A 16,630-nucleotide genomic window follows, 5' to 3' on the forward strand; every position below is an offset into this window, starting at 1 on the left:
ATACTGTTAATATATTATCGTTTTAGATATAACCATCCCTGAATTTCCTCTGATCCGTCACCTAAATCAAGGATATAGAAATAGGTACCTACCGGTAGTGTTTTCTCAGGTCCGTCTGATGTTCCCGTCCAAGTATTGTCATAACCTTTTGCACTAAACACTTCATCTCCCCAACGACTGTAAATTCTCAGTACATTGTTTGGATAATTAGTGATGCAGTCTATGTAGAAAGTATCATTATCGCCGTCTCCATTAGGAGAAAACTCGTTATAGATATCCAGACATTTAGGACTTACCGAAGCGCTGCCTTCATCATTATCAGGGTTATAATCTACCTGGTCTAAAGATTCCAACCTGGCTATATTGAGGTAATTGCTATTATCGACCACCTTAGCTGTTATTACAAGAGTTTCTGAACTGTTTCCGGCAATTTGAGATATCGACCAAACTCCTGTAAGCGGATTATAATCACCTGTACTTGCTGAGTAGGAATCAAACTCATATCCGTTTGGTAAAGCATCACTAACTATTACGTTGGTTGCCTCAAGAGCACTAATATTTTCTGCTGTTATGATAAAGCTCACCAAGGTATTCATTGCCGGTTCAGCATTGTCAACCGTCTTGGTTATACCGATATCTGTACGCGGAACTTCAATAAACGCAGCATCTTCATCATCCTCACTCTGGTCTCCGTCATCATTATCAGGTGTACTGTCAATATCAAACTGATCGCTCGCAGTTATCTGGGCTATATTCTTATAATCCTCATCATTTAATCCTGCTGGATCATATACTGTTGCCTCATAGGTTAAGGTGACTCCTCCTAAAGGAACAGTAAGGCCTTGCCATGTAATTGTATAGCCGTTAAATATACCGCCTCCGCTAATATTACTTACATCATAATAACCAACAGGCACAATGTCTTCTACTGCAACACCGGTGGCTGTTGTAGGGCCATCATTATTTATTTGTATAGTAAACACAAGGGTTTCTCCCACATTTGCGGTAATATTGTTTACCGTTTTTTCCAGACTCAAATCGGCCATTTCAACAATAATATCCAAGGTTGCAAAATCGTCTTCTATAGTTACACCATTGCCGGGGGTACTATCCGGGTCAGAAACATCACTTTGCATGATTTCTGCTATATTGGTATATTCACCTGTATTTCCTGTAGGTACATTAACCGTAGAGTAAACCAACAGTGTTTGTGTACCTCCCGAAAGCACAGCTCCTGTAGTCCATACTCCGGTTGTGTTGTTATAAACTCCGCTGGTTGCAGTATAAGACAAAAAACTAAAGCCTGACGGCAATAAATCTTCTACTACAACGCCTGTTGCAACTCCGGGACCATCATTGGTTACCGTAACTCCAAATACCACCAGAGCTCCTACATTATAGGATGTATTTCCATCAATTGTATTTTTAGCTATTGAAAGATCTGCGAATACTGTAGCCGGAGTTACAGAAACACTGGCATAATCATCTTCGGTATCGGTTCCGTTGTTAGGAGTCGAATCGGGATCAGGAAGATTACTGGCTGTTACCTCAGCTATGTTTTCATAATTACCTGTAGCATTTACTGTAGTCGTTACCTGTAAAGTTTCTGACTCCCCATTTCCTAATGTTCCCACATTCCATAATCCCGTTGTACTGTTGTATGTCCCTGTTGTGGCACTGAATGAGTTATAAGTATAGCCATCAGGCAGTAAATCTGTCACCTGAACACCTGTTGTAGTTTGCGGGCCATCATTAGTAATAACAACCTCAAAGATAACCTGTGAACCAACGAGTGGCGTAGCATTATTGACTGTTTTAGTTACTGATAAATCCGCGGCTGTAGCAACCGGAGTGGTGGTCGCACTTGCATAGTCATCCTCTATATCAATTCCGTTGTTCGGAGTCGAATCAGGATCCGGTAAATTACTGGCCGTTACCTCGACAATGTTTTCATAATCACCAATAGTATTAACTGTAACCGTTATCTGTAAAGTTTCTGACTCTCCATTAGCCAAGCTGCCCACATTCCATAACCCAGTTGTATTGTTGTAGGTTCCGGTTGTAGCACTAAATGAGTTATACGCATAGCCATCAGGTAATAAATCCGTTACCTGAACACCTGTTGCTGTTTGCGGACCATCATTAGTAATAACAACCTCAAAAGTAACCTGTGAACCAACCAATGGCGTGGCATTATTGACAGTCTTCGTTACCGATAAATCTGCTGCGGTAGTAATTGGAGTTGTGGTTGCACTCGCGTAGTCATCCTCAGTGTCAATCCCATTATTTGATACGGAATCAGGGTCCGGCAAGTCACTAGCCGTAACTTCTGCAATATTCAGATAATTACCACTAATGTTAACCGTAGCCGTTACTAATAAAGTTTCGCTTTCACCATTAGCCAAGCTGCCCACATTCCATAACCCAGTTGTATTGTTGTAGGTTCCGGTTGTAGCACTAAATGAGTTATACGTATAGCCATCTGGAAGTAACTCCGTTACCTGAACGCCTGTTGCTGTTTGGGGGCCATCGTTGGTTAAAACAATCTCAAAGATAACCTGTGAACCAACGAGTGGCATAGCATTATTGACTGTTTTAGTTAATGACAAGTCAGCAACTAAAGGAATTGGTATTGTTGATACTGATCCATAATCATCTTCTGTAGTAACCCCATTATTTGGTGTACTATCTGGGTCCAATACATCGCTGGAGAAGATTTCAGCTATATTTAAATAATCCCCTGTACTATTAACAACTGCTGTTATTTGAAGGGATATTGAAGCTCCTGATATTAGCGGATCACCAATTGTCCATAAACCTGTTATACTGTTATATATACCTTCCGTCGCATTATAAGATACAAAAGTATATCCCGAAGGAAGAACATCCTCAATCACAACTCCTGTTGCAGATGCAGGTCCTGCATTACTAACTTCGATATTAAAAATTATCTGGCTTCCTACTAATGGTGTGGTATTGCCTCCAACAATCGTTTTGGTTAACTCCAAATCGGCTGTAGGTATAATTGGGGTAGTTATTGCAGTGGCATAATCGTCCTCTGTATCAACACCGTTACCAGGTGTACTGTCGGGATCAGCTTCGTTACTCGAGGTAATTTCTGCAACATTTAAATAATCACCTGTTGATTGTACCGTAGCATTTATCAATAAGGTTTGAGAAGCACCGGCAGGTAAAGCACTTACTAACCACTCACCCGTATTACTATTATAAACACCATCTGTTGAACTGGCTATTACATAAGAATATCCTGAAGGAAGCAAATCAGTAACTACAACTCCTGTTGCTGTTTGAGGGCCGTCGTTCGTAACTATTATTTCGAATGTAACTCCTCCTCCAATTATCGGAGTAGGATTGTTTACTGTTTTAGTTAACGACAAATCTGCAAAAACTGCAATTGGTACCGTAGTAACACTCGCATAATCATCCTCTGTATCAATACCATTACCCGGAGTACTATCCGGGTCTGGTTCATTACTTGAGGTAATTTCCGCTACATTCAGATAATCTCCTGTCGGTTGTACTATAGCATTAATTAAAAGAGTTTCAGATGTACCTGACGGTAACGTACCTACCGACCATTCACCAATAGTACTGTTATAAATACCTCCCGTTGTAGTAGCCACCACAAATGCATATCCTGAAGGCAGTAAATCGGTAACCACAACTCCATTTGCGGTTTGAGGTCCGTCATTTGTTACGGAAATTGTAAATACAACTCCATTGCCTACAAGAGGGGTTGGATTGTTTACTGTTTTTGTTATTGATAAATCAGCAGAAACAGCAATTGGCACTGTAATAGCACTCGCATAATCATCTTCTGTATCAATACCATTACCCGGAGTACTATCGGGATCGGGTTCATTACTCGAGGTGATTTCTGCAATATTTAAATAATCTCCTGTCGGTTGTACTATACCATTTATTAATAGGGTTTCAGACGTACCTGACGGCATCGTCCCTACTACCCATTCCCCGGTGGTACTATTATAAATACCTGCTGTTGTGGTAGCAACCACATACGAATAACCGGAAGGAAGCTGGTCGGTAACCACAACTCCTGTTGCCGTTTGAGGTCCATTGTTTGTAACTATTATTTCAAATATAACGCCACTGCCTACCAGAGGTGTTGGGTTATTTACCGTTTTGGTTATTGATAAATCGGCAGAAACTGCAATTGGCACAGTAGCAACACTGGTATAATCATCCTCAGTATCGAGTCCGTTTCCTGGTGTACTGTCAGGATCCGGAGTATCACTTGCAGTAATTTCAGCTACATTCAGATAATCTCCTGAAGGTAGTACACTTGCATTTATTAATAATGTTTCTGATACACCGGAAGCAACAGTTCCAACCTCCCAAATACCTGTCAGGTTATTATAAATTCCGGAAGTTGTGGTAGCAACTATAAAAGAATATCCGGAAGGTAACAGATCGGTTACCTGAATCCCGGTCGCATCCTGTGGACCGTCATTTGTTACGGTAATTGTAAATACAACTCCAGATCCTACTAATGGCGTAGGATGATTAACTGTTTTAGTGATTGATAAATCGGCAGATATAGGTATAGGTACAGTACTTACACTGGCATAATCATCCTCTGTATCAATAACGTTACCAGGGGTGGAATCCGGATCCGGTAAGTTGCTTGAAGTAACTTCTGCAATGTTCGTATAATCTCCCGATCCATTTACCGTTGCTGTAACCTGTAAGGTATGGAAAACTCCACTATCAAGATTACCTATTGTCCATAAACCGGTTACAGAGTCATAAGCTCCTGCAGTCGCAGTATAGGAAACATAAGTATAACCTGTAGGTAGTAAATCTGTAACAGTTACGCCACTTGTATCCTCAGGTCCTGCATTGGTTATCTGAATACTAAAGGTTACCTGTGAACCAACTAATGGCGTAGCATTATTAACCGTTTTGGTCAATGATAAATCGGCTGATTGTACTACCGGATTGGTTATTGCGCTTGCATAATCATCCTCGGTGTCTACTGCATTATTCGGAGTAGAGTCAGGGTCCGGTAAATCACTGGCAGTTACCTCTGCAATGTTTTCATAATCACCTGTCGCATTAACCGTGGCGTTTACCAACAAAGTTTCGCTTTCACCATTTGCCAAAGTTCCTATATTCCATAATCCGTTTGTACTGTTATAGGTTCCTGTTGTGGCACTAAATGAATTATAGCTATAACCATCAGGCAGTAAATCGGTTATTTGAACACCTGTTGCTGTTTGCGGACCATCATTAGTAATAATAATCTCAAAAGTTACCTGTGAACCAACTAATGGCGTAGTATTATTAACCATTTTGGTCAATGATAAATCGGCTGATTGTACTACCGGGGCGGTTGTTACACTCGAATAGTCATCTTCGGTATCAATTCCGTTATTCGGCGTGGAGTCAGGATCAGGAAGATTGCTGGCCGTTACCTCAGCGATGTTTTCATAATCGCCTGTCGCATTAACCGTAGCGGTTACCTGTAAGGTCTCAAAGCTTCCTGTGGCGATACTCCCTACTGTCCATAATCCTGTCGTATTATTGTAAGCACCTGTGGTAGCTGTTGAGGAAACAAAGGCATACCCTGTAGGAAGCAGATCGGTTACTGTTACTCCTGTAGCATCCTGAGGACCGTCATTGCTTACCGTTATCGTAAAGGTTACGTTTGTGCCAACCAGTGGCGTAGCATTGTTAACCGTTTTTGTTATTGATAAATCTGCTGACTGTGCTACCGGGGCGGTTGTTACACTCGAATAGTCATCTTCGGTATCAATTCCGTTATTCGGCGTGGAGTCAGGATCAGGAAGATTGCTGGCCGTTACCTCAGCGATGTTTTCATAATCGCCTGTCGTATTAACGATTGCCATCACTAACAATGTTTCTGATTCACTGGTTGCCAAGGTTCCTACATTCCATAATCCGGTTGTACTGTTATAGGTTCCCGTTGTTGCACTAAATGAATTATAGGTATAACCATCAGGCAGTAAATCCATTATTTGAACACCTGTTGCTGTTTGCGGACCATCATTAGTAATAATAATCTCAAAAGTTACCTGTGAACCCACGAGCGGTGCGGCATTATTTACCGTTTTGGTTACTGACAGGTCTGCTGCTGTGGCTATAGGAGTGGTTGTTACACTTGCATAATCATCTTCGGTATCGATTCCGTTATTAGGAGTAGAATCGGGGTCTGGTAAATCACTGGCTGTTACTTCAGTAATGTTTTCATAATCGCCTGCGGCATTAACCGTAGCGGTTACCTGTAAGGTCTCAAAGCTTCCCATTGCAATACTACCTACTGTCCATAATCCTGTAGTATTATTGTAAGCTCCTGTGGTAGCTGTTGAAGATACAAAGGCATACCCTGTAGGAAGCAGGTCGGTTACTGTTACTCCTGTAGCATCCTGAGGACCGTCATTATTTACCGTTACCGTAAAGGTTACGTTACTACCAGCCAACGGCGTAGCATTATTTACCGTTTTGGTTACTGATAAATCTGCTGCTGTGGCTATAGGAGTGGTTGTTACACTGGCATAGTCATCCTCGGTATCTACTGCATTGTTTGGAGTCGAATCAGGATCCGGTAAATTACTGGCCGTTACCTCAGCTATATTCTCATAATCACCTGTAGCATTTACGGTCGCTATTACTAATAATGTTTCACTTTCACCGTTAGCCAAGCTTCCTACATTCCATAACCCTGTTGTGTTGTTGTAAGTTCCTGTAGTTGCACTAAATGAGTTATAGGTATATCCGTCAGGTAATAAATCCGTTACCTGAACACCTGTGGCTGTTTGCGGTCCATCATTGGTAATGACTACCTCAAAAGTAACCTGTGAACCAACTAATGGCGTAGCATTATTAACCGTTTTGGTCAATGATAAATCGGCTGATTGGGCTACCGGAGTGGTTATTGCGCTTGCATAATCATCCTCGGTGTCTACCGCATTATTCGGAGTAGAGTCAGGGTCTGGTAAATCACTGGCTGTTACTTCAGTAATGTTTTCATAATCGCCTGTCACATTAACCGTAGCGGTTACCAACAAAGTTTCGCTTTCACCATTTGCCAAAGTTCCTATATTCCATAATCCGCTTGTACTGTTATAGGTTCCTGTCGTGGCACTAAATGAATTATAGCTATAACCATCAGGCAGTAAATCAGTTATTTGAACACCTGTTGCTGTTTGCGGACCATCATTAGTAATAATAATCTCAAAAGTTACCTGTGAACCAACTAATGGCGTAGCATTATTAACCGTTTTGGTTACTGATAAATCCGCAGCTGTGGCAATTGGAATTGTTGTTACACTGGCATAGTCATCTTCAGAATTCACACCATTGTCAGGTGTACTGTCAGGATCTGGCTGACTGCTGGCAGTAACCTCAGCCACATTCTCATAATTTCCTGCAGCATTTACTATCACTGTAATTTGTAGAGTTTCTGAAGCTTCATCAGGTAACTGATTTATATTCCATAATCCCGTTGCAGGATTATATGTACCAGCTGTAGCAGTATAAGAGACATAAGTATATCCTGAAGGAAGTAAATCAGTAACCTCAACGCCCAAAGCATCATAAGGTCCATTATTAACTAAATCAATCGTAAAGGTTACTAAAGAACCTACAAGCGGAGTAGTATTGCTTACTGCTTTGGTTAATGATAAGTCGGCATCAACATCAATTGGGGCCTGGGCATTAACCGCTGTTATTGCTGTGGCATAATCGTCCTCAGTATCAACTCCATTATTCGGTGTGGAATCAGGATCCGGAAGGTCACTTGCTGTTATTTCTGCACTATTACCGTATGTACCTACCGCATTAACAGTTACGACTATTTGCAAGGTCTCTGAATTGCCACTTAGGAGTGAGCCTACAGTCCATAATCCCGTTGCAGGATTAAAGACTCCTGTAGATACAGTATAACTTTCAAGAGTATACATTGCAGGCAAAAAATCAGTTACTGTAACGCCTGTAGTATTTTGTGGACCATTATTTGTAATAATAATTTCGAAAGTTGCCTGATCTCCTACAATCAAAGTCGCATCATTTACTGTTTTGGTCAATGATAAATCGGCTGATTGTGCTACCGGAGTGGTTATTGCGCTTGCATAATCATCCTCGGTATTGATTCCGTTACCTGGAGTTGAATCAGGGTCCGGTAAATCACTTGCTGTTACCTCGGCGATGTTTTCATAATCACCTGTGGCATTTACTGTGGCGATTACCAACAAAGTTTCGCTTTCACCGTTTGCCAAAGTTCCTATATTCCATAATCCGGTTGTGCTGTTATAGGTTCCTGTCGTGGCACTAAATGAATTATAGGTATAACCATCTGGTAGTAAATCGGTTATTTGAACACCTGTTGCTGTTTGGGGACCATCATTAGTAATGATAACCTCAAAAGTTACCTGAGAGCCAACTAATGGCGTAGCATTATTAACCGTTTTGGTCAATGATAAATCGGCTGATTGGGCTGCCGGATTGGTTATTGCGCTTGCATAATCATCCTCGGTGTCTACCGCATTATTCGGAGTAGAGTCAGGGTCTGGTAAATCACTGGCAGTTACCTCTGCAATGTTTTCATAATCACCTGTAGCATTAACCGTGGCGGTGACTTGTAAAGTCTCAAAGCTTCCCATTGCAATACTACCTACTGTCCAAAGTCCTGTGGCGTCATTATAAGCTCCTGTGGTAGCTGTTGACGATACAAGAGTATATCCCGAAGGAAGCAGGTCGGTTATTGCTACTCCCGTAGCATCCTGCGGACCGGCATTGCTTACCGTTACGGTAAAGTTGATGTTAGTACCTACCAGAGGTGTAGTATTATTTACTGTTTTAGTTATTGATAGATCGGCTGCTGTGGCTACCGGAGTTACAAAGGCATTATCCTCATCATCTTCACTCTGGTCGCCGTCATCATTATTTGGAGTACTATCAGGATCGTCCTGATCACTTGCTGACACCTGTGCTATATTAAAGTAGTCTCCGGTTGCATTTACTGTTACGGTAATTAGTAACGTTTCACTGGCTCCGTTTGACATACCTCCTATATCCCAAACACCTGTTACACTATCATAACTTCCCGTAGTTGCGCTATAAGAAACAAAATTATAGCCATCGGGTAATAAATCTGTCACCTGAACTCCAGTAGCATCCTGTGGTCCCATATTCCTTATTGCTATGGAGAATGTTACCTGCCCTCCTACCAAAGGTGTTGTGGACCCTAAAACAGTTTTGTTTAATGAAAGATCGGCAACAGCATTTGTTGGGATGGTTGTTACACTAGCATAGTCATCCTCGGTATCAATTCCATTATTCGGTGTAGAATCAGGATCCGGTAAATCACTGGCAGTTACTTCTGCAATATTCTCATAATTGCCTGTAGCATTAACCGTAGCGGACACCAATAAAGTTTCACTTTCACCATTTGCAAGTATTCCCACATTCCATAATCCGGTGGTAGTATTGTAGGTTCCGGTTGTAGTACTGAATGAGTTATAAGTATAGCCATCAGGAAGTAAATCAGTAACCTGAACACCTGTTGCTGTTTGTGGTCCATCATTGGTAATTACGACCTCAAAAGTCACCTGAGAACCAACCAATGGAGTAGCATTATTTACTGTTTTAGTTACTGATAAATCCGCTGCTGTGGCAATCGGGGTGGTTGTTACACTGGCATAGTCATCCTCAGAGTCAATTCCGTTATTTGGAGTTGAATCGGGATCCGGTAAATCACTGGCTGTTACCTCAGCTATATTTACATAATCGCCTGTAGCATTAATTGTAGCAGTTACCTGTAAGGTCTCAAAACTTCCTGTGGCAATGCTGCCCAATGTCCAAAGTCCTGTAGCATTATTATAAGCGCCAGTAGTAGCAGTTGACGATACAAAAATATATCCCGAAGGAAGTAGGTCGATTACAATTACTCCCGTAGCATCCTGCGGACCGTCATTACTTACCGTTACGGTAAAGGTTATGTTTGTGCCAACTAATGGTGTTGCATTGTTAACCGTTTTGCTTACTGATAAATCTGCTGCAGTGGCTACCGGGGTGGTTGATACACTCGCATAATCATCTTCGGTATCGATTCCGTTATTAGGAGTAGAATCCGGATCCGGTAAGTCACTGGCGGTTACCTCAGCTATATTTACATAATCGCCTGTAGTGTTTACTGTAACTGCTAATATTAACGTTTCAGAATCACCACTTGTTAAAGTACCTATATTCCAAACACCTGTAGTACTGTTATAAGTTCCGGAAGAAGCGGTGAATAAATTATAGACATACCCATTAGGCAATAAATCAGTCACCTGGACACCACTAGCATCCTGTGGGCCATCATTAGTGACCACGACTTCAAAAGTCACCTGAGAACCCACAAGCGGAGTGGTATTGCTTACTGCTTTGGTTATCGATAAATCAGCAATTGGGGCTATAGGGTTTACAATTGCATTGTCCTCATCATCCTCACTCTGATCACCGTCATCGTTATTTGGTGTGGAATCCGGATCGGGTAAATCACTGGCAATTACCTCAGCTACATTAAGATAATCACCTGTTGCCAATACTATAGCGTCAATAATTAAAGACTCAGATGTACCGCTATCTACTGTACCTACATTCCATAAACCTGTATTTTCATCGTATAATCCGGCTGACGAACTGAAGTTAACAAAATCATATCCTGATGGCAACAAGTCTGTTATCTGAACACCAGTAGCATTATCCGGTCCATCATTAGTTATAATCAATTCAAAGGATACCTGTGTCCCTACTAATGGGGTTGTATTTCCTGCAACTATACTTTTTGTTAATGAAAGATCGGCAGAAGGTGTGGTAATTATTATACTGACATCAATTCCTGACTCATCATCCTCACTTTGGTCGCCATCATCATTATCAGGTGTACTGTCGGGATCAGGTAAATCACTCGCGGTGATTTGAGCTGTATTAAAATGATTACCACCGGCTACTGCTATGGCATCAAAGGTAAGGTTAAGTGATCCTCCGTTTGCTAATGATAGGCCGATCCAACTAATAGTGCTGTTGGCAATTTGGTACAGCCCACCGTTTGAAACTGAACCCGGTACCAAGGTATAACCATTAGGAAGATAATCTTCAACTTCAATTCCTGTTGCATCACCCGGCCCGTTATTAAAAAAGGTAAGGGTAAAAGTAACCGTATCTCCTTCATTAACTAATGTACTTGAGACATTCTTTACCAGTTCTAAATCGGCTTGCTGTAAGTTTATTGTTGCTGTATCAAGATCATCCTCTGTAAGTCCGTTTCCCGGTGTACTGTCAGGGTCACTTTGATCTGCTGTTTCTACTTCAGCTGTATTACTATAGTTGGCTATAGCAGTTACAGTTGCAGTTATTTGAAGTGAAGCCGAAGCCCCGTTATTGATAGTTCCTATAGTCCATATTCCTGTACTACTATTATAAGCTCCTCCTCCATTATCACTAACATAGGTGTAGCCGGAAGGCAACTGGTCTGATACTGTAACCCCTGTAGCGTTATCAGGTCCGGCATTATCTACCTGAATTGTAAACACTACATTTTCTCCTACACTTACTGTTCCCGGTGTTACTGATTTTTGAAGTGAAAGATCGGCAACTTCAACATTTATTGTAGCATTATCCTCATCATCTTCACTTTGATCGCCGTCATCATTGTTTGGTGTACTGTCAGGGTCAACCTGATCTGATGCTGTAATCTGAGCCGTATTAATATACGATCCAGTTGCATTGACTGTAGCATCAAAAGTAAGTGTTAACGTATCTCCGTTTAGTATTGTTAATCCTGACCATGTTAAAGAATTGTCTCCCAAATTATATACACCTCCATTACTTGCCGTACCCGGAACAAGTGTATAGCCTGAAGGAATTATATCTTTAACCGCAACACTTGTAGCATCAACACTTCCTCCCAAAACATCATTATTAAATACTTCTATAGTAAAGGTTACTACATCTCCTGCATTACCTGTAGTAGGCGAAACTGATTTACTAAGTTCCAAATCTGCCAGAGCGACAATTTCTATGGTTACCTGATCTACAGAAGCACTACATGTGCCATTGCTTACATTCCATTGCAGGACATAAATTCCCGCAACTGTACCCGTTACATTTGTTGTTGGTGATGTATCAGTTGTAAAGCCTACTGTGGTAGGACCTGATACCTGAGTCCATCTTCCTGTACCCACTGTTGGAGCAGTAGCTGCCATAACTACAGGGGAAAACTGAGCTATCTGCTGGTCAGGACCTGCATTAGCTGCTGATGGCGCCTGATATATTATAACCTGCATGGTATCCTGTGAGGAGCATCCGTCATTATTAGCTGTAGTGGCTGTCCAGGTAAACTCATAAGTACCGGCAATCATACCGAAAATAAGAGTTGCAGGATCATTTGGAGATGCTATGTTAGCTGTTGGCCCTGAAGTTTGTGTCCATGTACCTAAACCGGACGATAACGGTACAGCAGCCATATTGGTTTGTGTTACGGCACATAATTCCTGATCTGCACCGGCATCTGCCTGTGATGGCGGATCATCATTAAATGTTATGGAAATGGTATCTGTCGAAGGCTCACATAACGATGGGTTTGTAAAAGGTCCGTTAGTAACTGTCCATGTAAGTGTATAGGTACCTAATGTAGTTATGTTAGATAAAGTAGTAACCGGATTGTTTGGGTTATCTATAACTACATCTCCCCCTGAAGGATCATCGGCAGGATTTGCAAAGGACCATGTACCAATACCTACAGTAGGAGCTATGGCATTGGTTTGATATGTTTGCTGACAAGCAACCGTATCATCAGGACCTGCATCAACAGTACTTGGCGCGGCATACATGTTAATACGTACTATGTCTGAAAGGCTTCGACATGAAGCGCTTTCAAACACCCATTCTAAAATATACAATCCTTCAACGGTCAGATTAGAAATAGTAGTATTTTCATCTGTCGGGTTATCGATAGTAGCAACACTTCCTGCAGGCTGGTATATCCAGCGCCACTCGGCTAGAGTAACATCTCCCGGTGGAGCATTACCAACCATTGTTGCGGTTCCTGCCACGTCATCTATACATAGTTGCTGGTCAGGACCTGCATTTGGATCTACACTGGCTCCCGAAAATATCTCTACCTGTACTGTATCGGTAGAACCGGGACAATTACCTCCCGAAGTAAAATTAAAAGTATCGGTTTCATACTGAAACACATATGTATTTCCCGGTATAACCGTAGCATTGGCCACATAGCTGTTAGCAGGGCTTTGTATTATTGTTGAGGCGGGACCCGAAATTTGTGTCCAGGTACCTGTAGAATTGTCATTACCTATAAGCTGTACACTGGTTACATCACAATAGTTAGCGTCATCTCCTGCATCTGCCGGAGGAGACACCTCTATTACCATAGTATCAGTTACAGGAGGACATAAAAAATAATCTTTACTTGAAACGGTCCAGCTAAAAGTATAAGTTCCTGCCACCAAACCGGTAACCGATGTATTCGGGTCGCTGGCATCAGCTAATGTTGGTACATTAGGAGCTCCTGCCAAAAGTGACCACTGCCCTGTTTCAAAAAAAGAATCGTAAGAACTACCTGCCAATACTGTTGAGTCTCCAGCACAAATATCTTGGTCCGGGCCTGCATCTACTGTTCCTACTGGTACGTTAACCGTTAAGTCTACATCATCAAAATTCGTTGCGCATACCTCTGCATCTACTGTCCATCTAAAAGTATAAAACCCGCTGTATGTAAAAGTGAACGTAGCATTAGGATCATTAACATTACTTATTGTATAACTCCCAGGACCCGAAACTCTTGTCCATGTACCCTGTGCCCCGCTTGATAAAGTAGCTGCCATAATAACACTATCATCACATACTTCCTGATCAGGCCCCGCATCGGCAATAGGGGTATCTGCCACTGTTACCACCATATCATCTGTAGAGGCATTACATAAAGGAATTATCCTTTGTATACCCCATGTAAAAATATAAGTACCGTTAGCCGGTACATGTGCTATAGTATTAGGGTCGTTTTCATCATCAAATGTTACTCCAACTGCCGGACTAACTATCCATGTTCCTTCTTCCACAATAGTGGGGTCATTCGCACTTAAAGGAACATCTGTAGTTCCTGAAGGATAACAGGCATCAGGCCCTGCAATTGCTGTTGTGGGTGCATTATCTGTATTAGTAGAAATTTCTACATCATCAAACACAGGAGCACTACAACCAGCAGACCCCGGATTTGAATACCCTATTGTCCATCGCAATACATAAGCAGAAGAGTCAGAAAGAAAGCCTGAGGCAACTGCATTAGGATCATTAATATCGGAAAAGGTTATTGTATCAGGGCCGGAAACCTGACTCCACTCCCCATATTCTCCTGCCTGAGGTTCATTTGCTGATAATGTTATTGTTCCCTCAACACAAACTGCATCAGCAGCACCCGCATCAGCAGGTGTTAAGGTTGAAGATGAAACATATACCTCCACATTAGCCGTAGAAAATCCGCACCTTGCCCCTTCTCCTTTAGTAATATACTGAAAAACATAAGTACCCGATACAAGTCCTGTTACTGTAGTTTCCGGATCAAAATTATCGGTTATGGTTGCCTGGTTAGGTCCGCTAAGTTGCGTCCATGCCGAAATACCTACAACCGGTGGCACACCTGCTAATTGAGTGGATGTTACCCCACAATCAAGACTTATATTAGAACCGGCATTAGAAGGAGTCGGATCGCCTGACACAACTATAGTTATGGTATCAAACCCATAATCACACCCTACGGGCAAATCACCATTAGGTACACGTGCAAATTGTATAATGTATGTACCCGAAACAGTTAAACTAATATTTAAAGTGCTTCCTACATTTGAAGGCGAAGTAGGAAACGGACCAAGAGGAGATGTTGCGGGACCGCTAACTATTCTGTATCGGTTTACGCCATTACCTGTTGTTACAAGTGGAATTGAAAAATCTATTTCATTACAAGCACCATGAATATTATTTCCTCCGTTTGCTTCTATAGTACGTGTTGGACCACTAAAATGTACGATGTAATCCTTTGTAAAGACGCAACCTGTTACCGAATTGGTAAGTGTATATCTAAAAGTATAAGGATCTCCGGAATTTGAAATATTAGTCACTAAAGTAGTGGGATTATTAGGTGACTCAATTACGGCTCCCGGATCTCCTTCAATTTGTGTCCATTCCACCGTTTCATTTGCGTACAAAGGAGTTTGTGCTTCAAGTGTTACCTGAGTAATGGTATTATCACAAAAATAAATGTTTTCATTACCTCCGGATAGTGTTGTTACATCCTGAGTAGCAGCAGGCACTGTTATACTTACCTCGTCGCTTCCTGAAACACACGGACCGGTTACTGTCCATCTAAACACATAGGTTCCTTCTATTAAATTACCTACTGATGTAAGATTACCGTTAGGGCTACTTATTGTTGGAGTATTAGGCCCGCTAACAAATTCCCAAGTACCACTTTGTCCGTTAAGCCCACAACCACCAAACGAACCTGCCAAATCTGTTGACTGTGTTGTTGTGTAACAATTACCAAGGGTTTGATCGGGACCCGCCGATATTGGTGTTTGTCCTCCGTAGTTAGTAACTGTAATATCAGAAGAAGTTTCACAAAACTGCCCGGGGGCATATTCAGTACCGGTTATTGTCCAACGTAATGTAGTGGTACCACAACTTGTTTGAGGAAGTGTAATGGTTGATGTGGGCGAATTAGGAAAATTAATAACCACACCTGCATCGTTACTCCCAACTATACTCCATTGCCCTGTTTCCCCGGAATTTTCAGGAGCATTTCCTGTTATAACAAGACTTCCCGAAGAATTTGGACAACTGGCAATATCTGTACCCGCGTCTGCGATTGTTATTGGCATTACCACAACCGTTTTATCCTGATAAGTATAAACTCCATCACCACAGGTTGCACTATACCTAAATACATAAGTATTACCTCCTGTGTAACCAGTTACTACAGTATTAACGGAATTAGGAGATACTATATTAACGCTGGGTCCTGATACCTGTGACCATTCTGCCGGCCCAATAATGGGGGAAGGTACATTACCCTGTAATATAAGTACATCTGTTTCACAAATAGTTTCATTTAAAATACCTGCGTTAACAGTACAGTTTTGAGCTTTGAGTGTTAAGGTTCCAAAAAACAGGACAAATGCTATACAAAACAACTTAGTAGCAAAGCCCCTTTTGGAAGAAAAGTATTCTTCAGGGTAGTATTGCTTCATATGTGGGGTTGGTTTAGTGGTTGTGGTATATGATTTTTTTAAGACTTTTAGTCGTTATTTAACTAAAGTTAAGAAATAGCTATGCTAGTTTTCTTAAAAAAATCATAAAACACACTCAATACCAAACACTTAACATTATAGTTATTTTTAAATTTTATATCAAACAAATTAAAATTCAGTTATTCAGATACATTACAAAGAAATTTAAATTATATGTTTTTATATTTACATAATAACCAGCTTCTTTGTCATAGTAGATTTATGTAAACAAATGGTTTGTTTGTAATGTTTATTTATATTTAGATAGATGTTACCCTGTT

At 41.3% G+C, this 16,630-nt stretch carries 1 protein-coding gene; it reads right to left on the minus strand.

What is annotated here, in order from left to right; translation table 11 throughout:
• Nucleotides 1-14: 14 nt before the first annotated feature.
• On the minus strand, nucleotides 15-16,310 hold the full coding sequence (locus FUA48_RS14120; RefSeq protein ID WP_147584127.1) for a CARDB domain-containing protein: 16,296 nt from the start codon (nucleotides 16,308-16,310) through the stop codon (nucleotides 15-17).
• Between the last annotated feature and the right edge of the window lie 320 nt (nucleotides 16,311-16,630).

It is taken from the genome of Flavobacterium alkalisoli, from assembly GCF_008000935.1.
Lineage (GTDB): Bacteria > Bacteroidota > Bacteroidia > Flavobacteriales > Flavobacteriaceae > Flavobacterium > Flavobacterium alkalisoli.